The organism is Robiginitomaculum antarcticum DSM 21748 (genome assembly GCF_000365025.1).
In the GTDB taxonomy this organism is placed as follows: Bacteria; Pseudomonadota; Alphaproteobacteria; order Caulobacterales; family Maricaulaceae; genus Robiginitomaculum; species Robiginitomaculum antarcticum.
Map to the genome: position 1 here is coordinate 211163 of NZ_KB823012.1, position 21332 is coordinate 232494.

Below are 21332 nucleotides of genomic sequence, written 5' to 3' on the forward strand. Positions count from 1 at the left end.
CATATTTTTGCTATGTCTCCGTAAATAGGGTCTCGAAAACATCATCCGGCAGATCATCATAAGATTCGACGATATGTACTGGGATATCCAACTCACCGAATTTCGCGATAGCGGCCTGATCTTCGACGTCGTCAATAGGCCCTGCGCGGCGGAAAATAGCTTGGCTGATGCGGCCGGCATGGCGGATTGCGGCGGCGGCGTAGACTTGGGGATCATGCTGTCCGGTATCGCCGATTAGAACAAAATTCAACTCCGGATTAGATCCCAATATAAGATCAATAGCTTCGCCCTTATGATCGCCATGGGTGCCGGTGACGAGCTGGTTTTCGCCAATGCCAAAATCCCTTAAGAATTTTGGGCCGCGTGGCAGGCCTGCGCGCTCAAAGATAGTGATCAGAAATTTATGCAAATTCCACGGCGACGAACTCACATAAAATACGGGCCAGCGGCGCGCTTCAAAACTGTTAAATAAACGAATGGCATCGTCAAATATGACCCGGCTATCCACATTTCCCGTGAGGGTCGTGATCAAATTTTTCGGTAATGACCACGCATCGGTTTGCAACACTGTGTCGTCAATATCGCTGATAATACCGACGCGTATATCATGTGGCGGCACGAAGATAGGGAGCGTAGCGCGGGCATCATATTGCGGAAGATAAACTTCAACCTCATGCCATCCTGCATCCGCGCGGGGAAGCTCAAGCGCGAAATAGCCCTCATCATCGGTGCGCGTTGTAAACGCTCCGGATTGCACTTCTACATCAGCCAGTTCATCTGTTAAAAACCGCGCGGCCATGGATTGTAGATTGTCCCAGACCGAAGGCTCTTCATCAAAATTTTCCTTGCGATAGGTCACCAATCGTCCGCGCGCGACCATGCCAGTTGGCGTCGCGTAGCCGATATGGGGCAATATATGTGCCGGCTCCAAACTGTCGGAAATATGGATTTTATCCCATAGGCTTTCTGCGCCGATGAGGGCTTTCAAAATTGTTGATTTTAAAGTTCCGCTCATAATGTGTCTTTCAAACCCAGGCTGATAAAGATCGGAAAATGATCGGAGCCGTATTTTGGTAGTCTTTGCATCGTAATCAAGCCGAAATGATCCGAGTGGAATATATGATCCAGCGGCCAGCGCATAAAGACATGTTTTGCATTATAACTGTTAAACAGCCCCCGACCCCGACGCGGGTCCAGAAGTTTGCTGACTCTTAGGAAGTTTTGCGTTGTGCGCGACCAGCCGACATCATTTAAATCGCCCGTGACAATAACCGGCCCGTCATAATTATAGGCCTCGCGCGCAATAATTTGTAGTTCCTGATCCATGTCTGCAGTATCATCTTCGGGACGCGGCGGACGCGGGTGGACTCCGAAAAATCGAATAATTTTCCCGTCCAAATCCAAATCCATTGTTAACGAAGGGATATGATCCTGTACCAGATAGCGCTCCTTGACATCTTTTATCGGAAGCTTGGAGTAAAACAGCATGCCGTTATAATCATTCAATGGCAGAAGGTAAGTATGAGGATAATCGCTCTCGATTTCGGTTAGATAGCTTTTCCATTTTTCATCCGTTTCCACGAGAAAAATAAGATCAGGATTCTTATCTCGTATTGAGGCAATTAAACCTTCGCTCTGCTCATTATCCATGAGGACATTGCCGACAAGAATTTTAAGCTCTGTATCGACCTTGCCGGGTAATATTGTCGGGCTATCAATTTTGGCTATAGGCGTGAACGGGTAGATACTGGACAGGCAGTATATGATTGATCCCATCAGGCCCAGCACAAGCAGGATTGTCCACGCATTGACATGACCGAAAATCATGATGGCGACAATCATGACGGCATTAAATATGGCGATTTGAATGCGCGGATATATCCAGCCACGCATCCACCAAATCTGCGTGTTGAGAACAGCGCTGAACGCGGCGATTAATCCGGCAAATGCAAGAAGGTATAAAACCGAGTACAGTAAGAACATAAATACGGCCTGTTATTAGATGAAGTCAATCCCTGTCATTTTAACGAAGCGAATGGAAGAGCGTTCCATAACAATTCACGGTCGCTTCGGATGTTAGCTTAGGGCCGCCTTCATTTCCCCAGATTTTCGCTGAAAAACCGTACCGCGTTCCCACCCATAACTTTGGTTATAACGCGCCGCTCCATGCCTTTTTGCATTAGAGCTTGGGTTATCGCGGCCAGCTCCGATGTGTCCAGCGTTGTCGTGACTGTACCGTCGAAATCGGACCCCAAAGCAACCGCGTCAGCACCTAAAATATCCACTGCGTAGATGACCGCGTCAGCAATCCCGCCCGGCGAGATATCACATATAACACCGTCGAAATATCCAATGCCGATAATGCCGCCACGTCCAGTAATTTCGAGTAGCAGCTCATCGGGTAGGTTCCGGTTTGCAGTAGCCGGGCAGGCGCTGCGCACGCCGCCATGAGAAATAATAAGCGGTGTATCGCTCATCGCCAGCACGTCGCGCACGACCGCCTCGCTGCTATGGGCAACATCAATGATAATGCCCATGCGGCGCATCTCGATCACGGCGTCGCGTCCAAACGGCGTTAGACCGGACTTGCTTTTGCCATGCATGGATCCGCCGAGTTCATTATCGAAAAAATGCTGCAGCCCCATAATGCGGTAACCTTTATCATAAAGCCGCTCAATATTCTCGATCTTGCCTTCCAGCGGATGCGCGCCTTCGGTCAGCAGCAGCGCGACTAATTTGTCACCCGCCATCGCAGATTTAAAACTTTGCGCGTCACGGGCAATGACTAGATTTCCGTTATCTTCAAGCTTTATCAAACGTTCGGCCTGATAAGCGGCGCGCTCATAGATGCTGCTCCACGAGCGCGGCGGCCAGAACTGCACCTTCGCCAGCAGGGAAATATCATCTGCACCTTGGCCGTCATTTTCATCAAAATTCAGTCCGCGCGGACTTTTGGTAACAGCGGAGAACACCTGCAATTTGACATTTCCTTCGACTAACCGCGGAATATCCACATGACCGCGATCATTGCGATTAGCGAGGCTTCGCGCCCATAACAGACTATCACTATGAAGGTCAGCGACAGTCAGCGTATCGTGAAAAGCTTGCGCGTCCTCGCTAATTACATAAGGCGCGTGATCAATAACAACATTCATTTTGGCGTCTTGCTGTGGAACAATATAGAATGTTAACGCGGCGACCCCAATGACCAACAGAATAGCGGCGATTAGAACACTCCATTTTAATGCGCGCATTATTTGTCCTCACCGCTTTCATTGAGCTCGAAAATCTCAACCCGCATCACGCCTGTGGATGTGGCTGCGCCGCGATACATGCCTTTGGTGTTAAAGCTGAACCCGACCGAACCGTCCGCGCCGACGCCGATAATGCCACCGTCACCGCCCAAACCGTCAAGTTCTGTATGGATCGCGTAGTCCATAGCGGTTTGCAGCGGCTCGCCTATATATTCCATGCGCGTGCAGACCAGTTTGGAAATACCGCCGCGAATGAAATACTCCCCGGTTCCTGTTGCGCTAACCGCGCAATATTTATTGTCGGCATATGTGCCTGCGCCGATTATTGGCGTGTCGCCTACGCGGCCAAATTCTTTGGCCGTAAGCCCGCCCGTTGATGTCGCAGCGGCGAGGTCTCCGCAACCATCTTTGACGACAGCGCCGACCGTGCCAAAGCGTGTTTCGGGTGTGTTATAGGCCTGTTTTTGCGCGAGTTTCTTCTCAAGCTGATCACGCCGCCGCTGCGTCTGGAAATATTCGCGGGGTACAATTGTAAGACCTTGCGATCTTGCAAATTGCTCCGCGCCTTCGCCGGACAACAGCACATGACGCGAATAATCCAGCACAGCACGCGCGGCCAAAATGGGGTTACGCACGACCGTGACGCTGCTGACCGCGCCCGCATCACGCTGGCGTCCATCCATGATCGAGGCGTCCATTTCATTGATACGCGCGGCGCTGAAAACCGCGCCTTTGCCGGCATTAAATTTCGGATCATCTTCGAGACCCATAATCATGTGCTGCGCCGTATCCAGCGCGCTATGCCCGCGATTAAGCATATCGCGGCCGGAAGACATGACATCCGTTAGGGTTGCGCGGTAATCGGCCTCGGTCTGCGCGCTCATGCTCTCGCGCTGCATCACGCCCGCGCCGCCATGGATGGCCAGTGACCAAGCCACATTTGCGGGGCAACGGGCCTCATAGGCAATGACAGACATGCCGGGATCGACAAAGCCTTTGGCCATTATTTCCGAGCCTGCGTCTTGCGCTGTTACGCATCCTGCCAAAAGGGCGGCGGTAGCGCAGCCAGTGATAAACCGTGTCATAAATCCTCCCGAAATATCTCATCCACATCTTTTGTGCGGGCTTTGATTGCGCTTATGGCATGACTTGACCTATCAGTCAGGCCAAATTCTAAATTCGACACGTCTGAGTGTCAGCGACAGGACATATTATGCTAAGTGACGAGCAACGCGCCGACCAATTGGGTCAGGCGACACAGGAAAAACTTCGTCAATACGTAGCCCGTATTGAGCGTTTGGAGGCTGAGAAGGCCGAGTTGGCGGCTGATGTCCGCGAGGTTTACGCCGAGATCAAAACCTTCGGCCTTGACCCTAAAATCATCCGTAAAGTCGTATCTTTGCGTAAAAAAGACGCCAATGAACGCGCCGAAGAAGAAGCGCTGCTGGACATGTATCTAGAGGTCGTTGGCGAGAGCTAAAAGTGCCGCTATAGTCCGCAAATGGACGAGAGTGATCAAGACCACGACGATGCGCGCGACAAACAGCGCGACAAAGAGCGGCGCGCCAAAGCCCGTAAGGCGCGCGCGGCTAAGCGTAAGCTCGAGCGTCTATCCAAATCCTTGGAAGAGGTTGACGATCTGACCGACTGGGAGGCCGAATTTTCCGAGAGCCTGTCTGAGCGTCTCGAAAAATTTGATAGCGGATTTGTCGATCCAGAAAAAGGCGGCCGGAATGAAGCCCTGTCCTACGCGCAAAAAAAGATATTTTCCCAGCTGCGCAAGAAAGACAAAGATCATAATAGCGGTAAGGGCTTGCGGCGAAGCAGCTTCAAATCCAAAGGCCCTAAATTTTCGCCGCGCGTGCGACAATTGGATGATGATTTTGAGGACGCCCCCGTCAGCGAGCGAGCCCGTGCCAAAGCCCCTCCGGTGGCTATGCCGTCTGCGCCGCCGCCGAAAGGAAAGCCCTTTTTGCGTATCGTTAAACCGGATGAACAGGATTGAGCCCAAATCCGGCAGTGTTATGATAACTTAACTTGGCCCGCGCAAATCTTCGCGCTAAGAGACAGGCGATTATTAATGAACAGGCGAGTCGAGATGTCACAGAAAATTATAACAGGTTTGATTATTGGGGCCGTTCTGGCCACGTCGGGTTGCGCGTCAATTGCGCGGGCCAGCGGCGCGACCAAATCTGCACCGAATGAATTTAACATCCTGACCAAGCCGCCGCTTGTCGTACCGCCGGAGTATAATTTGCGGCCGCCAAAGGCCGGAGAGTTCCGCGCCGAAGAGGCCTATAGCTCCAAGGTTGCCCGCGAAGCGCTTCTGGGCGAAGTTGACGATGCCAAGCCCAGCCAGGGTGAAATCCTGCTGATGACGCAAGCCGGAGCCGGCCGCGCCGACCCTGCAATCCGCGTTGCGATTGACGGGTCTAACCAAGTCGAGAAAAAGCCGAGTGGATTTTCGCAGCGCATAATGAGCTGGCGTGACGGCAAAGCCGTCGACGCAACAGGCGCGCCGCTGGATCCTGAAACCGAAGCCCGGCGTTTGGAAGCCATCCAATCCGCCACAGGAGGCGGTGACGTGCGCATTCGTAAACAGCCCTCCGGCGCAAAACTTCCGGGGCTATAACCTCCGGCCTGCGGGGCCGATATGAGCCAAGACATCATTTTTCGACTTCCGGCGCAAACGGTCAACCGCATTGCCGCCGGAGAGGTGATTGAGCGCCCTGCCAGCGCGGTCAAAGAATTGGTTGAAAATGCGCTTGACGCCGGCGCGACCTCCATTGAAATCCGTATTGAAGGCGGTGGCCGCGAGGCCATCATTATCACCGATAACGGCCAAGGCATGAGCCGCGAGGATTTATGCCTCGCCGTAGAGCGCCACGCCACATCCAAGTTACGCCCGTCTGAGGACGGAGAATGGGACCTTCTCAATATCGCCACTATGGGATTTCGCGGTGAGGCCCTACCGTCCATCGGCTCTGTCTCGCGGTTAAGCATTACGACCCAGACTATAGACAGCCCCAATGCGTGGGAATTGTCTGTTGAAGGCGGAGAGATCAGCGGCCCCAAACCCGCGCCGCGCCTTGGCGTCTCGGGCACGCGCGTCGCCGTACATGATCTGTTTTTCGCGACCCCTGCGCGGCTGAAATTTCTAAAAACCGAGCGCTCCGAAACCATGGCGATCACGGATATTGTCAAGCGTCTGGCCATGGCCCGCCCCGACGTGACGTTTCATATGTCGCATGGCGAGCGCGCTAATTTCCGCGCTAGCGCCGAAGCTCTGTCCGATGACGGTCGTCTGGCGCGTCTGTCGGGAATATTAGGCAAAGATTTCAGTGCCAATGCACTGGCGATTGACGCCCAGCGCGAAGGCATTCGTCTGTCGGGGTTTGCGGGTCTGCCGACTTATTCGCGCGGCGCCGCGACCCATCAATATTTATTCGTCAATGACCGCCCTGTGCGTGACCGTTTGTTGCACGGCGCGCTGCGCGGGGCTTATCAGGACTTTCTGGCGCGGCAACGTCATCCCGTGGCCGCACTTTATCTGGATCTGCCGCCTGACCTTGTTGATGTAAATGTCCATCCGGCCAAAACTGAAGTGCGGTTTCGCGATCCGTCGCTGGTGCGCGGATTAATTGTCGGCGCGCTGCGTCACGCTCTGGCCGGAGCGGGGCATCGCGCCAGCACAACTGTGTCGCAATACGCGCTGGGGAAAATTCAGGCGGGCGGCGGTGGTCACAGCATTGGGCAAGACGCGATGCCGTTCCAGCAAAATTACGCGCCGCGCTCCGGATTTGGCAGCGGGTATAATCCGCAAGCTTATGAGCCCAGCCTACGCCCTTTAGTTGATGGCATGTCGGCGAAGGTGGAAGAGGGCGCAGAGATTTACGGGCAGGCTTATTCGCAGCAGGATCATCCCAATGCGCCGCAACACGATCAAGACTATCCGCTCGGCATGGCCCGCGCGCAATTGCATGAGACTTATGTCGTCGCGCAAACGGCGGACGGCATTGTCATTGTCGATCAACATGCGGCCCATGAACGCCTTGTCTATGAACGCATGAAAAAAGCTATGGACGGTAAGGGCGTCGAGCGCCAAGTGCTGCTCATTCCCGATATTGTTGATCTGGGAGAGGACGAGGCTGCGCGCCTTCTCGCGCGCTCAGATGAGCTGGAAGAAATGGGCCTGGTGATTGAAAGCTTCGGCGCAGGCGCGGTCGCCGTGCGCGAAACACCCGCGCTGCTGGGTGAGATGAATATCCAAGGGCTGATTCGTGATCTGGCCGATGATCTGGCCGAGCATAAGCAGACTTTATCTTTGCGCGAGCGCTTTGAACATGTCTGCGGCACCATGGCCTGTCACGGCAGTGTCCGCGCGGGCCGTCGCCTGAACGGTCACGAGATGAACGCGCTGCTGCGGCAAATGGAAGACACGCCCCATAGCGGGCAATGCAATCATGGCCGCCCGACCTATGTCGAGCTTAAACTCGCAGATATTGAACGGCTCTTTGGGCGGCGTTAGCCACAAAAAAGCCCGCTACGGGAGCGGGCTTTAGGTTCAATATTTGCGCCGTTTACAAAATGCTTTGGCCGGTTTTTTCCCAGTCTTTGAGGAAGGCGGCGAGACCTTTATCGGTCAGCGGATGCTCGGCCATTTTGCGGATCACCTCCGGCGGCGCGGTCATCACGTCTGCGCCGACAAGCGCGCAGGCTTTAGCGTGGCCGCCATTGCGAATCGAGGCTGCGAGGATTTCAGTCTCATATCCGTAATTGTCAAAAATGATGCGGATTTCTTCGATCAATTCCATACCGTCAACGCCGATATCGTCCAAACGCCCAATAAATGGCGAGACGAATGTTGCGCCGGCTTTGGCCGCCAGAAGCGCTTGGTTGGCTGAGAAGCACAACGTCACATTGGTTTGCGTGCCTTCACCCGACAAAACCTTACAGGCTTTCAAACCATCCAGTGTCAGCGGGAGCTTGACGCAGACATTTTTCGAGATCTTGCGCAGTTTGCGGCCTTCGGCGATCATAGCATCGGCTTCGGTGGCCGTGACTTCGGCGCTGACGGGGCCTTCAACCATGGCGCAAATCTCTTTGATGACTTCGATGAAGTCGCGGCCGGATTTGGCAATAATAGATGGGTTGGTTGTGACGCCGTCCACAAACCCTATATCATTAAGATAGGCAATCTGGTCAAGATCAGCACTGTCGACAAAAAATTTCATATTCGCTCTCCGATTTACAGGCGATTTCGTTGGCGCGTCTGTTAGCATAGATTTTCATGATTCACAGCGTTTCAGTTTTATTTCCTGTCGGCGTCCCGCGCCCGTTCGATTATGGCGTGCCGCATGGTCTGCCGGGCGGAGAGCAGCTGCGCGCGGGGAGCTTTGTCTATGCCCCATTGGGGCAGCAAATGAAGCTGGGCGTTGTTGTCGCCACACACGACGCGCCGGACACTGAGCGCAAGCTCAAAGATATTGCGCAGGTCAAAAACTGCGCGCCGCTGACCACCGCCATGATGGAGTTCATCGCTTTTACCGCGCGTTATAATTGCGCGCCGCCGGGCATGGTGTTGCGCATGGTTTTGCGCAGTTATAAAGCGCTCGACCCGTCGCCCATGGTCACGCGATATGCGCCCAGCGGCAGCGTGCCTGTGCGTCTGTCGTCCGCGCGGCAAAAGGTACTGGACGCCGATATAGACTGGCCCGCCCGCGCCGCAGAGGCCGCGAACGCCGCCGGCGTGTCGTCCGGCGTGGTGAGCGGCATGGCCAAGGTCGGCGCGCTGCACGCGATTGAAGAGCCTCTGGATCCACAGTTCGAGACGCCCAATCCTGATCTGTCAGGCCTGTCTCTGACGCCCGGACAGGCGGCGGCGGCGGCGCAGCTTGAACGCCTTGTTGCGGGCGGGCGATTTGAAGCGGCCTTGCTGGACGGCGTGACGGGGTCGGGCAAGACGGAGGTGTATTTCGAGGCCGCCGCGCAGGCTTTACGGGACGGTAATCAAGCTCTGATTCTTGTTCCTGAAATTGCTCTGACCCAAGCAGGCCTCGCGCGGTTCAAACAGCGCTTCGGCGCAGAGCCTGCCGCTTGGCATAGCCAGATGGGAGACGCCGCCCGCCGCCGCACATGGCGTGAAGTCTATACAGGCCGGGCGGGGCTTGTCGTCGGGGCGCGCAGCGCGCTCTATCTGCCGTTTAAACGGCTTGGCCTGATCGTGGTCGATGAGGAGCACGACACAAGTTACAAACAAGAAGAGGGCGTGATTTATAATGCTCGCGATATGGCCGTGGTGCGGGCCAAATTAGAGCGCGCCACCGTCGTGCTGGCCAGCGCAACGCCGTCGCTTGAGGCGCTGACCAATGCGCGCAGCGGGCGGTTTCATCATATCATCTTGCCCGAACGTCCGGGCGCGGTGACTATGCCGGATGTGGCGCTCATCGACCTCAAAGAACACAAACCCGAGCGCGGCAAATATCTGTCACAGCCGCTGATTGACGCGGTCACAGAGAGCCTGTCACGGGGTGAGCAGGCCATGCTTTATCTGAACCGGCGGGGCTATGCGCCGCTGATTATTTGCCGCGAATGCGGCGCGAAATTAAAATCCCCTGATACGGATAGCTGGCTGGTGCAACACCGCCGTACGGGCCGCGCCATGTGCCACCATACCGGATTTTCCATGCGTATGCCGCGCGCCTGCCCGACCTGCAAAGCCGAAGACAGCCTGTCTCCCGTCGGGCCGGGCGTCGAGCGGGTGGAAGAAGAAGCGCGGCTCTTATTCCCCGATGCGCGCATTGAAGTTTTGTCCTCGGACACGGCGGGCGGGGCGGAGCATTTGCGCGCCCGTATGGCCCGTATGGCCAGCGGCGAGATCGACATCCTCGTCGGCACGCAAATGGTGGTCAAAGGCCATAATTTTCCTAAGCTGACCTTTGTCGGCGTCGTGGATGGCGATTTAGGATTATCGGGCGGCGATCTGCGCGCGGGCGAGCGGACTTATCAGACTTTGGTGCAGGTCGCGGGCCGCGCGGGCCGCGCCGATAAACCGGGACGCGCGCTGATCCAGACGCATCAACCCGAACATGAAGCGCTCGCCGCGCTGGCCGCCGGAGACCGCGAGCGCTTTATTTCTGCGGAGTTAGAGATACGCGAGGCGCTCGAGCTTCCGCCTTACGGTAAGCTCGCCGCCGTGATTATCAGCGGCGCGACGCCGCAGCTGGCCGACAAAGCCTGTAGGGATTTTCTCGCTAAAGCGCCGCGCGCGGACGGCGTCGATATCCTCGGCCCGTCCGAGGCTCCCATCGCGATGCTGCGCGGCCGTCACCGCCGCCGCTTTCTCGTGCAAGGCGCGATGAGCTTAAACCTGTCCGCCTATATGGCCGCGTGGCAATCCGCCTACCGGGTCCCGAGTAAGGTGAAACTCCAGATCGATATCGACCCGCAGGGCTTTATGTAGGGGTATACGGCTCAGATAATATGCCTAAGCGTGTCTGTGCAGCATTTTTGATCGATGCATGCATCTCCATAGGAAAGTTTTGAGGCAGTATTCCTTCAATATGGTCAAATGCTGTGTGGAAGGCTTCCACTATTTCTGTAATGCAATCATCAACAAAATCTTCGTTCAAATCTGCCGCGTTGGCCGTCTCATAATAATATCTACGGCAAATATTGAGTATTTTATAATGGGGCTTCCGCCCGACAGACATAGCTAATCTAAACTCTTTATGCTGAATTTGGGCTTTGTCGAACATAGGTTGTGCGGATAAAACGTCATAAAGTGGTGTTAGAGATATCTGTCCGTGCGGACGCAGAAATATACTAAAGTTTTTTGCGTGACCGTCTGTCGCTCCAATTAACCAAAATAAAATTTGAGATTTAAAAAGTGTTTTTTGATCTTTGGCGGGGTTATCACTTTTTCTAACGAGACGTAAGATATCAATTAAAGTTGGCCCGCCTTTATTCTGATATTTTTTGGTTGGAGGAACACCTAAAACTTGACACATATCTTCTTGTGGTAATCGGATGATCTTTCTATCAGGGGTATGGATGCGATCAAAACGTTCAACAATTAGAACAGTTTTGTCTTCAAAATGGGCTATTTTAATATTAGGTGTTTCAAGTCCAAATGCCCTTAGCAATTCCAAACAATAAAATTCATTTTCAACACTATTGGATAGATCAACCATCCCAGTGCTAAATTCTATTTTTCCAATTTGAGTTTTGAAAATATGAGTAGTCGGTGTTGTCCCTATCGGTCGGCACCATGTTTTATCGACTTTAAGAAAAGCTGCTTTTTCCTGAGCGCCTGCAATCGAAATTCGAAAGCCGCCCTCTTGTTCTATTCCTAATGGGGCATGTTTAAGGTCGACGAGAATATTTCTGACTTGTTTCTCGGTTAAGGGCTCAAAAGCTCCGCTTTCATTTGCGTCATAAACGTAATCTTTTGGAATAAACTGTAATGCCCCGACACAATCTCGGCCGATTTGTGATAATAAATCGAAGGCATCCGTACTTTCTGAACCGATACGTTCGGCTATGCCTTTTAATATAGCTTGTGAATCCGGTAATAAATTATTGAAATATGCACTTACTCTTGCTCCACGGTGTGGAGTGTTTTGTAGGGGCAGGGATAGCGATATCGGCATTGCACGTTCCCAATTTAGCCAGGTCTTCGTGTATGTGAAACTAATATTGCCGCTACTTTGCCTCTCATAAACACCAACAAGACGTCCGTTCAAAAGGACGTTCAGCAGAATGTTTTTACGGCGTCTACTCATCAAACATGTCTATAATATCTTGAGCAGAACTCTTGCGGCGTGGCCGAAATTCAATTTCAAGATCCAGCATGGCTAAGATTCTAAAAACCAGATCAAGCACGCGGTTGGTGTCACCGCTTTCGAGGCGGGAAATGGACGTTTGGTGTAGATTTAAGCGTTTAGCCAGCTCAGCCTGACTAAGACCTTGCGCCAAACGGTACTGGGTTAAAATATGACCGACATCTTTCGTGGATCGTGCAAAGCGTTGCATCTTTACCTCCATTATGCGTTAATCGCATAACTTGTATATATGCATTAAATGCATAAGAGTCAATATGCGTTATACGCATAATATATAAATATGCATTTAATGCATAATTTGTATAAGGTTACTCATTCCTAACCCTAGCCCTCCAAAACCTTATTTAAGCGCCGTTTCACCAGTGCTGTGACCTTCAAAAGGCCGTAATGGTCGAGGACGGCGCGGTAGATATCGTCGCGCTGGATTTTCTTATTGGCGGCTTTGATCTGTCCGATGACAACTTCAAGCTCGCTCATCGGGATGTCGGCAAAGCCGCGCGTGCCGAGGTCGCGGACAATGACGCGCTGTTGCGTCGGCAGGCGCGTGACCCAACATACGCTGTCCTCAAGGCCGTTTGTTTCCGGGTCGTCTTCGCGCTCGATAATGACCTCCCCGTTTTTTTCTCCGGCTAATAATGCGCGTTCAAATAATTTGCGCGGCGTTGAGGCGATTTTGAGCAGTCCGGCCGCTTTGGCGTAAGCCTGAAACAGCGGCAGCGCCTGCAACGGGCCTTCGGAAGCCAGAATTTCACACATGCCGTGCATGAATTGCGCCTGTGTCGCGCGGCGTGGGTCTGCCGTTGAGCGCTCCGGCCACGGTGTAAATTCGGTATATTTGATGGTCATGGTTGTCCCCTTAATTATGACTGTAGCGCAAGCGTCCCAAAACGAAAAGCCCCGCACCATTCGGGGCTATACAGCGTATAAATTTTTAACTTAAATATTTGAGCCGTTTCGGCTCATTAATTTTCCAGCCGAGAGATGCGTCCAAACCTACACGCTCGCGCGCTAAACGCTCGCGCATTCGCGTTTCCGCGCGGTTTGGACGTTAATACACCCGTTTTTTCGGCTTTATGTAATCTATGCCGTCCGTCATGGTGTAGTCATGGACGGGGCGGTAGTCGATTTTAACTTTGCCCGTATCGGTATCGAAATAGCCGAGCGTATGCTTCATCCATTTTGCGTCATTACGGTCCGGATAATCCTCATGCGCGTGAGCGCCGCGGCTCTCTTTTCGGTTGGCGGCGCTGGTCATAGTGACGACGGCCTGACTGACAAGATTGTCCAGTTCTAACGCCTCCATCAAATCTGTGTTCCAGATCATGGTGCGGTCGGAGACGGAGATGTCTTTCATTTCAGTATAGACCTGCTGCACTTTTTCGACGCCTTCATTAAGGCTGTCTTCGGTGCGGAAGACCGCGCAATGGGCCTGCATAGTCTTTTGCAAGCGCAGGCGAATTTCGGCTGTGGGCTTGCTGCCTGTTGCAGTGCGAAAGCGCTCCAGTCGGGTCAGGCTTTGCGCTCCAGCCGTGTCCGGCAGAGGCTTTTGATCCGCGCCGGCGACAACTGTTTCGGCGCAGCGCAGGCCGGCCGCACGGCCAAAGACGACCAGGTCAATCAAGCTGTTTGAGCCCAGACGGTTGGCGCCGTGAACGGAGACGCAGGCCGCTTCGCCGACAGCCATAAGGCCGGGGACGACGTGATCCGGGTTCTTGCCCTTTTTGGTGACGACTTCGCCGTGATAATTGGTTTGGATGCCGCCCATATTGTAATGGCAGGTCGGAAGAACCGGGATCGGTTCTTTGGTGACGTCAACGCCGGCAAAAATGCGCGCGGTCTCTGATATGCCCGGAAGGCGCTCAGCCAGAACGGCCGGGTCAAGGTGATCCAGATGCAGAAAGATATGGTCTTTCTCCGGCCCGACGCCGCGGCCTTCGCGAATTTCCAAAGTCATGGCGCGGCTGACAACATCGCGGCTGGCCAGGTCTTTGGCGGACGGGGCGTAACGCTCCATAAAGCGCTCGCCTTCGGAATTGGTGAGATAGCCGCCTTCGCCGCGCGAGCCTTCGGTAATCAGGCAGCCCGCGCCGTAAATGCCGGTCGGGTGGAACTGGATGAACTCCATATCTTGCACAGGCAGACCTGCGCGCAAAACCATAGCATTGCCGTCGCCCGTGCAAGTATGAGCAGAAGTCGCGCTAAAGAAGACGCGGCCATAGCCGCCCGTGGCGAGAATGACTTTTTGCGCGCGGAAACGGTGCAGTGTTCCGTCGTCGAGTTTCCACGCCGTAATGCCGCGGCACTCGCCGTCTTCTATGATCAGATCGAGCGCGAAATATTCGATAAAGAATTCGGCGTCATAGCGCAGGGACTGGCCGTAAAGCGTATGCAGCATGGCGTGACCGGTTCGGTCCGCGGCGGCGCATGTGCGCTGCGCTTCCGGGCCTTGACCCATATTTTGCATCATGCCCCCGAATGGACGCTGATAAATTTTGCCCTCTTCGGTACGCGAAAAGGGCATGCCCCAATGCTCAAGTTCGTAAACGGCTTTGGGCGCTTCGCGGCAGAGATATTCGATTGAGTCCTGGTCGCCGAGCCAATCAGAGCCTTTAACCGTGTCATACATATGCCACTGCCACTCATCGGGGCCCATATTGCCGAGGCTGGCGGCGATGCCGCCCTGCGCGGCCACGGTGTGGGACCGGGTTGGAAAGACTTTAGTGACGCAGGCGGTCTTAAGGCCCGCTTGGGCAGCGCCCAGTGTTGCGCGCAGGCCGGAGCCGCCCGCGCCAACAACGACGACGTCAAATGTATGGTCGGTCCATTTTTGTTGCGAATTTTCGCTCATCTTAGGCTCCCAGCCAAATACGGAATATGGATAATACGGCCAATAGCCAGAATCCGATGGATATAAGTGTCACGGCGAGCAGCAATCCCATACGCGTGCCCCCTGACGTGTAATCAAGAATGACTTCGGTCAGGCCGCTGCGGCCGTGGAAAAATGCCGCTGTTACAAACAGCAGCAATGTCAGGGCGCCAAATGTAGTCTCGATATAATCTAAAAATCCGTCAAATCCGTCCGGCGCACTGGAGAGAATGCCCCAGACGAGAAACGGTACGGTGATGGCGAGGATAATTGCGGAGACGCGGTGGGCAATAAAATGATGCGTGCCGTTATGCGCGCTGCCATGGCCTTTAACGCGGCTCATATCTGTTCTGAAATCCTGGGACATTATACGCCTCCTACAGATGAGACGAGTATAAAGGTCAAGATGACCGCGATCACGGCGGCCGCCGCGATGATCGCTATGGACATGGCATTGGCAACAGGCGGGCTGAGCAGATGCCCACTATCCCAGATCAAATGACGTATGCCGTTGAGCATATGAAAGCTGAGAATGCCGATGACGATGAAAAATCCAATCGCGCCGAGCGGGGAATAGAATATGGCGGAATAATTCATAAACACTTCGGGCCCTGCGGCCAATACGGCGAGAAATACCGATAAGAGAATGATCGCAAGATATAGCGCAACACCTGTGGCGCGGTGCAATATGGAGGACAGCATGGTCGGATGCCAGCGCCAGACCTGCAAATGAGGCGACAAAGGCCGCGTATCATTCCATTTCGATCCCATAATTTTCTCTCCGTAAATCTTTGCGCGCAAAGTAAAGAGGCACGCTCTATAGTCAACGTGTAATGCTGGGTTTTGGACGTGCGACATATGGCGGGCCATCGCGTATTGGCGTTTAAATATTCACGATAGCGTGTCATGCAGCTTTGGCTTTGGCCTTGCCCGTGCGCTACGGGACGGGTAAAGCCAATCGCCTAATACGCAATGAGAACAACAGGTCGATATGAGCGCTGTGCCGTCAGAGACAAAGTCTCCCGAAATTACTGATAAATCGCAAATGATTGAGCATCTCGCTGCGGGAAATAAGCCGCGCGAGAACTGGCGCATTGGCACTGAGCACGAGAAGATCGGATTTAATACCAAAACGCTTAAGCCGCTGCCCTATGAAGGCTCGACATCGATACGAAAAATGCTCGAAGGGCTACAGCGTTTTGACTGGGAGCCGATTTTAGAAAAAGGCTATCTCATTGCTCTGAAACGCAATGGAGCCTCCGTCAGCCTCGAGCCAGGCGGTCAATTTGAGCTGTCGGGTGCGCCGCTGAAAACCGTGCATGAGACGTGCCGCGAAGTTTCCCGCCATTTACGCGAAGTGCGCGATGTCGCCGGTGAAATCGGCGCGGGATTCCTATCGCTTGGATTCCGCCCCGATACAAAACTCGAAGACGTACCGATGATGCCCAAGGGGCGCTATAATATTATGAAATCCTATATGCCCAAAGTCGGCACACATGGTCTGGAGATGATGTTTCGGACATGTACGGTTCAAACCAATCTGGATTTTGGCTCCGAAGCAGACATGGTCAAAAAAATGCGCGTCAGTCTGGCGCTGCAGCCGGTCGCGACGGCGCTGTTTGCTAATTCCCCGTTCACGGATGGGAAATTGAATGGTTATAAATCCTACCGCTCCCGCATCTGGCTCGACACGGATGCAGACCGCACCGGCATGCTGCCCTTTGCTTTCGATGAAGGGTTCGGTTTTGAACACTATGTCGATTACGCGCTGAATGTGCCGATGTATTTTGTTTATCGCGGCGGCACATATCTGGATGCCTCCGGTAAGTCATTCAAAGATTTCCTGAACGGAAACCTTGATATTGTGCCGGGGCAGCGCGCGACTATGCGCGACTTTGAGGATCACCTGTCGACAATATTTCCTGAAGTACGCTTGAAGCAATTTTTAGAAATGCGCGGTGCGGATACCGGGCCGTGGAACGAGCTGTGCGCGCTGCCTGCATTCTGGGTAGGCTTGCTCTACGACGAAACTGCGCTCGATGCAGCGTGGGATTTGGTCAAAGACTGGACGCAGGAAGAGCGTGAACAACTGCGCCGCGACGTGCCTAAAATGGGCCTGCAAACGCCCCATCGCGGCGGCACTCTGCAAGATGTGGCCAAGGCTGCGCTGGATATCTCACGACACGGTCTAAACGCGCGGGCCCATCTGAACGGACATGGCGAAAGCGAAACCGTATTTTTGCAGGAGCTCGACGAATTTGCGCGCAGTGGCAAATCCAATGCCGACCGTTTGATTGCCGATTATAAAGGCAAATGGGACGGCGATATTACGCGCGCCTACCAGGACTGCATTTATTAAGCTTTGGGTTTAAAACGTCCCTGAAATAGAAACTTCAAAATCATTGCGAAAATAACGCTCGCGCTCTTCTATATAGTCCAGATTGCCGACATTGCGCTGGCCATCGAATACATCGCGGCGCAAACGTTCGGTGAACCCGCCCAGATTTCGAAATGTACCCCTGATCTTCAAACCGGCCACATCCTTGTGCTCGATAAAAACGGCTGAAAACGGATCGTCATAACTATTATTGACGATCTGAAAGATACCACGGCGCGGAACGCTGCGCTGGTAATTTAAACCGAAACCATAGGCGATATTCGTGTCAGGAATGTCATGACGGAAATTGACTTCGGCCTTGCGGCTATCGCGTCCGTTAATGCGGCGTTTCGAGGTGAGAAGCGGATCCAGTAGCTCGCTGGATTGCGCGACAAGCGTGAAATTCAGCTCCGTACCGTCAAAGTTCCAGCGCTCGCCTTTAAGCGTGCCGCGCAGGATCGCTCCATATGCCGAGGCGGTGTCGATATTGCCAACGCCTTCGCCGTCTGTACCAATCGGGATGTTGTCGACAATATCTTCGATGTCTTCATAAAAGAGCCGAAGGTTTAAATTGGTGCCTTGGCCGAAATCTTTTTCAAATTCCAGCGCATGGTTCCAAAATTGAACCGGGACAAGTCTTGCATTTCCGGCTTGATCAATATCAGTCTCCAGACTGACCGATGAAATAAAGTCGAAAAAGTTTAGCTGCCCCACCCGCCGGCCAAGCTCATATCGAATATCCAGAGTGTCGCTCGCTGCATAAGCTGTATTGATAAAGCCTTTGGGCCGGACAAAACTGCGCGAGACATTATTTGCGCCGGATTGCGTGATTTCGGAATACTCTACGCCGATGGAGGCCTGGACTGTCAGTTTTTTACCGAATGTACGGTTATGCGTCAGCGTGATTTCACCGCGGTTTTCCTCAACCTTAGCGAGGGGGTCATCGAGCACCTCTTCAGTGAATAAAGCGCTGCGGTCTGCGGTGAAATAATCTGATTCAATATCGAGAAAATTATAGGCGCCTTCTGCGCTGATTTGCCAGTCCTGCCCCGCCTGCGTTCCCGCCCAGCTATATTCGGCGCGGCCTATGCTTTCTCCCTCATCTGCAACCTGATTGAACCGTTCACCCAGAGCAAAGCCCTGATCATCAAAATAGACAATCTCATTTCCCACGGGGGAATGCTCCAGGCGCTGCACGCCGATGAGTTTCAAATCTCCAATACCGAGCGGAAAGGCATAATCTGCTGAAATTTCCGCGTTCCATTCGTCCTCGCCGCGGCGAAAAATAGACGTATATGTGCTGCCGCGAGGCGTTAGTGCAGTTCGGTCGGATGTTTCTACAAAGTGAAAATTCACTTGCTGGTATTCTGCTGAGAGGTTTGCACTGTGTCCTTCGCGCGGCGCAAAGACCAGCGCGGCTGAGATTTTCGGAGCCTGAACTTCGCGGCCACCTTTTTCCTCGGCAGTCTCGTAAATAACGCCATCGGCATCGCGGACACGCTCGGGACCAAATCCGGTGGAATTATCAGAATTGTCTTCAACGGTGAGCGTATAATCGATATCGCGCCATTTTCCCGACACAGTTGCATTGCCGCGCAGCCAGCGCGGCTGCGCGTCTTGGCGAAAGCGCGGACGCCAGCGCCAATTGCCCGACAACCCGGTCGTATTGACCCGTATATCGGCCACGTCCCCGGTCAAACCCGGAATGCCTAAATCCGCGCCTTCGCGAATGGTAATTGAGACAACAGAGTCAGCCGGAATACGTCGCAATGCGGTGTGCGGTCCAACGGATTTTCCTGAGAGTCGCTTGCCGTTAATAAGAACATTTGCGCCGCCTTGTCCCAGACCGCGGCCATTATTATTGCCGCCGCTAATCTCAAAGCCCGGGACGCGCGCCACCATATCAAGCGCATTTAGGGGCACGTAGGCGTTAAAATAAGCTGGAGTATAGACGCGAGCGGACGCGTCAGTAGACGCTGGTAAGTCCGGCGGAATTTGCGCCTGCCCGTAAGCCTTAGGCAAAGTTAAAGCCAAGCCGCTCAACACCACAAGCGACGCGGCCAATCTTATTGTTGCACGCATTGATTAATTCCAACCCCATGGCGCTCTGCCTATGTGACAGCTACGAAAGACCTGCTTATCGACATCCTGATTCGATTGCTCTGCACAGCCTAATCGGTAAAAGCAATTATTTCTTTAACATAGCTTATATATGGGGCTATTTTGCCAAGTTTAGGCACGCCATTAGGAACGCAATTTAAAAACAACTTGAACCGCGCTTAAAGCACAGGCACAACGGGCCAAATTAATTATCGGCGCGTAACGCGCTCGGGGTAACTTAGGGGGTTTTAATGGGAACGTTTTTTTGGTTCTTGAATGGAATATGTCTGGCGGGCTTGCTCGTCGTTATGTTCCAAATGCGAAATCATGAAAAAGGACTTTACGTTCTTTTCTTTGCGGAAATGTGGGAGAGATTTTCATATTACGGGATGCGCGCGCTTCTTGTTCTATATTTGACTAAGCATTTCCTGTTCTCGGACACGGTCGCATACGGACTTTACGGTGCATATGTGACTATTGTTTATATGACCCCCGTAATTGGCGGGATGCTTGCTGACAAATATCTCGGCGCGCGAAGAGCCGTTATTATTGGCGGTGTTTTACTTGTTTTGGGCCATTTAGGCATGGCTGTAGAAGGCGACCCTGTTTTACCAGGAGAAACGCCTGACGGTAGCGTATTGAATATATTCTATTTCTCGCTAGCACTAATCGTCGCTGGTGTCGGATTTTTGAAAGCCAATATTTCAACAATTGTAGGGGCACTATACAGACGAACCGATGCCCGTCGTGATTCGGCTTTCACACTTTTCTACGTCGGCATCAATCTGGGCGCCGCACTGGGGGCGCTATGGGCAGGTTATTTGGGCGAAAATTATGGTTGGAAATATGGCTTTGGTCTCGCTGGCATAGGTATGCTTGCCGGACTGGTTGTATTTGTTCTCTTCAAACCAGCTCTAAAAGGAGCCGGCGCGCCGCCAAGTATGGCGCGTTTGAAAGAGAAAGTCTTTATGGGGATATCGCGCGAGTGGATGATTTATATCTCCACAGTGCTTTCAGTTTTCGTGATTTGGGGCCTTGTTCGCAGTCAAGTCGTCGTCAACTGGTTACTACTCTTCTCTATGATCGGCGTTTATGGGTACATCGTTTATCGTTCAGTGCGTCATTTGGAGCCGCATGCCCGTGACCGCATCTTTGTTGCTCTGTTTCTCATCTCTGTGAATGTTCTGTTCTGGGGTCTTTTTGAGCAAGCTGGCTCGTCCCTTAACCTCTATACAGACCGCGCCGTTGATCGGAACATTTGGGGCTCTGAAGTTGACGCATCAATTTTTCAGTCGATAAATGCGATTTATATTATCCTATTAGGGCCGGTTTTGGCCGCGCTCTGGGTGTTCCTGGGAAAACGCGGTCTTGATCCGTCCGCACCTTTGAAATTTGGCTTTGCTGTTATTCAGCTTGGCTTAGGTTTCTTAGTATTGGTATGGGGTGCAAATACTGCGGGTGCGAACTTAACACCGGTCATCTTTATCTTTCTGATCTATCTCCTTCATACAACCGGCGAGCTGTGTATGTCGCCAGTGGGACTGTCGGCGATGACTCGCTTGGCGCCTGTTCAGATGGTCGGCTTGATGATGGGAGCATGGTTCCTAGCCTCTGGCGCAGGCAACTCTGTTGCAGCACTGATCGCGCAAGCCACAGCGTCTGCCGGCGCTGATGGGGAGAGCCAAGTTCTTTCAGTCTATTCTAAAGTTGGTTGGATCGCGATCGGCGTTGGGCTGCTTATGGCGGTCGCTTCGCCTGTCATCACGAAGTTCATGCATTTGGATACATTGCAGGACGATACTGTTGATGATGATCTGGCCGGTCAGTCTCAAATTGGTGAGCCCATGGCCGCCGGTATTCACACTGAAGATGAGATGAAGTCTGACTAAACC

General features: G+C 53.2%; 19 protein-coding genes. 7 read left to right on the forward strand and 12 right to left on the reverse strand.

Annotated features, from left to right (window positions below; genetic code table 11):
- Positions 1 to 10 precede the first annotated feature (10 nt).
- The 4 genes from H142_RS14910 to H142_RS0107900 form a co-directional block, all read right to left on the reverse strand.
- Positions 11 to 1015 (reverse strand): phosphatase domain-containing protein, encoded by a 1005-nt coding sequence (locus H142_RS14910; RefSeq protein WP_017931576.1) that lies wholly within the window; start codon positions 1013 to 1015, stop codon positions 11 to 13.
- Entirely contained in the window at positions 1012 to 1983 is a 972-nt protein-coding gene (locus H142_RS14915) for an endonuclease/exonuclease/phosphatase family protein (RefSeq protein WP_017931577.1), read from the reverse strand. Before H142_RS14915 ends, H142_RS14910 begins: the two co-directional genes overlap by 4 nt.
- Positions 1984 to 2093: 110 nt before the next feature.
- The gene (locus H142_RS0107895; protein ID WP_017931578.1) at positions 2094 to 3254 is read right to left on the reverse strand and encodes a dipeptidase; all 1161 of its coding nucleotides are present in this window, start codon (positions 3252 to 3254) and stop codon (positions 2094 to 2096) included.
- Positions 3254 to 4339 carry an isoaspartyl peptidase/L-asparaginase family protein gene (locus tag H142_RS0107900; RefSeq protein WP_017931579.1) on the reverse strand — a complete coding sequence of 362 codons (1086 nt, stop codon included), beginning with the start codon at positions 4337 to 4339 and terminating at the stop codon, positions 3254 to 3256. Before H142_RS0107900 ends, H142_RS0107895 begins: the two co-directional genes overlap by 1 nt.
- 128 nt (positions 4340 to 4467) lie before the next feature.
- Between H142_RS0107900 and H142_RS0107905 the strand changes: the two genes are divergently transcribed.
- The 4 genes from H142_RS0107905 to mutL all read left to right on the forward strand — a co-directional run bounded on the left by H142_RS0107905 (position 4468) and on the right by mutL (position 7782).
- Positions 4468 to 4734, forward strand: coding sequence for a DUF2312 domain-containing protein (locus H142_RS0107905; RefSeq protein ID WP_017931580.1), 267 nt, complete (start codon positions 4468 to 4470; stop codon positions 4732 to 4734).
- A gap of 21 nt (positions 4735 to 4755) precedes the next feature.
- Entirely contained in the window at positions 4756 to 5259 is a 504-nt protein-coding gene (locus H142_RS14920) for a hypothetical protein (RefSeq protein WP_017931581.1), read from the forward strand.
- Positions 5260 to 5352: 93 nt separating this feature from the next.
- Positions 5353 to 5886, forward strand: coding sequence for a DUF3035 domain-containing protein (locus H142_RS0107915; RefSeq protein WP_017931582.1), 534 nt, complete (start codon positions 5353 to 5355; stop codon positions 5884 to 5886).
- 21 nt (positions 5887 to 5907) lie between these two features.
- The gene (mutL, locus tag H142_RS0107920) at positions 5908 to 7782 is read left to right on the forward strand and encodes a DNA mismatch repair endonuclease MutL (RefSeq protein ID WP_017931583.1); all 1875 of its coding nucleotides are present in this window, start codon (positions 5908 to 5910) and stop codon (positions 7780 to 7782) included.
- A 52-nt stretch (positions 7783 to 7834) separates the two neighbouring features.
- Here mutL and fsa read toward each other — a convergent pair whose 3' ends face one another.
- Complete coding sequence (gene fsa / locus H142_RS0107925; RefSeq protein WP_017931584.1) at positions 7835 to 8488, reverse strand: fructose-6-phosphate aldolase; 654 nt, start codon at positions 8486 to 8488, stop codon at positions 7835 to 7837.
- 56 nt (positions 8489 to 8544) lie between these two features.
- Here fsa and H142_RS0107930 point away from each other — a divergent pair, with 56 nt between their 5' ends.
- Positions 8545 to 10716 (forward strand): primosomal protein N', encoded by a 2172-nt coding sequence (locus H142_RS0107930; RefSeq protein WP_017931585.1) that lies wholly within the window; start codon positions 8545 to 8547, stop codon positions 10714 to 10716.
- Here the strand turns inward: H142_RS0107930 and H142_RS0107935 are convergent.
- The 6 genes from H142_RS0107935 to sdhC all read right to left on the reverse strand — a co-directional run bounded on the left by H142_RS0107935 (position 10709) and on the right by sdhC (position 15734).
- Complete coding sequence (locus H142_RS0107935) at positions 10709 to 12037, reverse strand: type II toxin-antitoxin system HipA family toxin (RefSeq protein ID WP_017931586.1); 1329 nt, start codon at positions 12035 to 12037, stop codon at positions 10709 to 10711. The two genes, H142_RS0107930 and H142_RS0107935, sit on opposite strands and share 8 nt — an antisense overlap.
- Positions 12030 to 12287, reverse strand: a complete 258-nt coding sequence (locus tag H142_RS0107940; RefSeq protein ID WP_026147890.1) for a helix-turn-helix transcriptional regulator — start codon at positions 12285 to 12287, stop codon at positions 12030 to 12032. Before H142_RS0107940 ends, H142_RS0107935 begins: the two co-directional genes overlap by 8 nt.
- A gap of 134 nt (positions 12288 to 12421) precedes the next feature.
- Complete coding sequence (locus H142_RS0107945) at positions 12422 to 12943, reverse strand: hypothetical protein (protein ID WP_017931588.1); 522 nt, start codon at positions 12941 to 12943, stop codon at positions 12422 to 12424.
- A gap of 202 nt (positions 12944 to 13145) precedes the next feature.
- Entirely contained in the window at positions 13146 to 14945 is a 1800-nt protein-coding gene (sdhA, locus tag H142_RS0107955) for a succinate dehydrogenase flavoprotein subunit (protein WP_017931590.1), read from the reverse strand.
- A gap of 1 nt (position 14946) precedes the next feature.
- A complete protein-coding gene (gene sdhD / locus H142_RS0107960; protein ID WP_017931591.1) occupies positions 14947 to 15330 on the reverse strand; it encodes a succinate dehydrogenase, hydrophobic membrane anchor protein in 384 nt (127 codons plus the stop codon).
- A complete protein-coding gene (sdhC, locus tag H142_RS0107965; RefSeq protein ID WP_017931592.1) occupies positions 15330 to 15734 on the reverse strand; it encodes a succinate dehydrogenase, cytochrome b556 subunit in 405 nt (134 codons plus the stop codon). Before sdhC ends, sdhD begins: the two co-directional genes overlap by 1 nt.
- Positions 15735 to 15954: 220 nt before the next feature.
- Between sdhC and H142_RS0107970 the strand changes: the two genes are divergently transcribed.
- Complete coding sequence (locus tag H142_RS0107970) at positions 15955 to 17322, forward strand: glutamate--cysteine ligase (protein ID WP_017931593.1); 1368 nt, start codon at positions 15955 to 15957, stop codon at positions 17320 to 17322.
- A 9-nt stretch (positions 17323 to 17331) separates the two neighbouring features.
- On the opposite strand, the gene H142_RS0107975 is transcribed toward H142_RS0107970, so the two are convergent.
- Positions 17332 to 19422, reverse strand: coding sequence for a TonB-dependent receptor (locus H142_RS0107975; protein WP_017931594.1), 2091 nt, complete (start codon positions 19420 to 19422; stop codon positions 17332 to 17334).
- A gap of 269 nt (positions 19423 to 19691) precedes the next feature.
- Between H142_RS0107975 and H142_RS0107980 the strand changes: the two genes are divergently transcribed.
- The gene (locus H142_RS0107980) at positions 19692 to 21329 is read left to right on the forward strand and encodes a peptide MFS transporter (RefSeq protein ID WP_017931595.1); all 1638 of its coding nucleotides are present in this window, start codon (positions 19692 to 19694) and stop codon (positions 21327 to 21329) included.
- Positions 21330 to 21332 lie beyond the last annotated feature (3 nt).

Bases quoted from the DNA above. Each gene is read 5' to 3' on its own strand.
- H142_RS0107940 (WP_026147890.1), bottom strand. From the start codon at position 12,287: ATGCAACGCTTTGCACGATCCACGAAAGATGTCGGTCATATTTTAACC.
- fsa (WP_017931584.1), bottom strand. From the start codon at position 8,488: ATGAAATTTTTTGTCGACAGTGCTGATCTTGACCAGATTGCCTATCTT.
- H142_RS0107970 (WP_017931593.1), top strand. From the start codon at position 15,955: ATGAGCGCTGTGCCGTCAGAGACAAAGTCTCCCGAAATTACTGATAAA.
- H142_RS0107980 (WP_017931595.1), top strand. From the start codon at position 19,692: ATGGGAACGTTTTTTTGGTTCTTGAATGGAATATGTCTGGCGGGCTTG.
- H142_RS14920 (WP_017931581.1), top strand. From the start codon at position 4,756: ATGGACGAGAGTGATCAAGACCACGACGATGCGCGCGACAAACAGCGC.
- sdhC (WP_017931592.1), bottom strand. From the start codon at position 15,734: ATGGGATCGAAATGGAATGATACGCGGCCTTTGTCGCCTCATTTGCAG.
- H142_RS0107905 (WP_017931580.1), top strand. From the start codon at position 4,468: ATGCTAAGTGACGAGCAACGCGCCGACCAATTGGGTCAGGCGACACAG.
- sdhD (WP_017931591.1), bottom strand. From the start codon at position 15,330: ATGTCCCAGGATTTCAGAACAGATATGAGCCGCGTTAAAGGCCATGGC.
- H142_RS0107900 (WP_017931579.1), bottom strand. From the start codon at position 4,339: ATGACACGGTTTATCACTGGCTGCGCTACCGCCGCCCTTTTGGCAGGA.
- H142_RS0107915 (WP_017931582.1), top strand. From the start codon at position 5,353: ATGTCACAGAAAATTATAACAGGTTTGATTATTGGGGCCGTTCTGGCC.
- H142_RS0107895 (WP_017931578.1), bottom strand. From the start codon at position 3,254: ATGCGCGCATTAAAATGGAGTGTTCTAATCGCCGCTATTCTGTTGGTC.
- H142_RS14915 (WP_017931577.1), bottom strand. From the start codon at position 1,983: ATGTTCTTACTGTACTCGGTTTTATACCTTCTTGCATTTGCCGGATTA.
- sdhA (WP_017931590.1), bottom strand. From the start codon at position 14,945: ATGAGCGAAAATTCGCAACAAAAATGGACCGACCATACATTTGACGTC.
- H142_RS0107930 (WP_017931585.1), top strand. From the start codon at position 8,545: ATGATTCACAGCGTTTCAGTTTTATTTCCTGTCGGCGTCCCGCGCCCG.
- H142_RS14910 (WP_017931576.1), bottom strand. From the start codon at position 1,015: ATGAGCGGAACTTTAAAATCAACAATTTTGAAAGCCCTCATCGGCGCA.
- H142_RS0107975 (WP_017931594.1), bottom strand. From the start codon at position 19,422: ATGCGTGCAACAATAAGATTGGCCGCGTCGCTTGTGGTGTTGAGCGGC.
- mutL (WP_017931583.1), top strand. From the start codon at position 5,908: ATGAGCCAAGACATCATTTTTCGACTTCCGGCGCAAACGGTCAACCGC.
- H142_RS0107945 (WP_017931588.1), bottom strand. From the start codon at position 12,943: ATGACCATCAAATATACCGAATTTACACCGTGGCCGGAGCGCTCAACG.
- H142_RS0107935 (WP_017931586.1), bottom strand. From the start codon at position 12,037: ATGAGTAGACGCCGTAAAAACATTCTGCTGAACGTCCTTTTGAACGGA.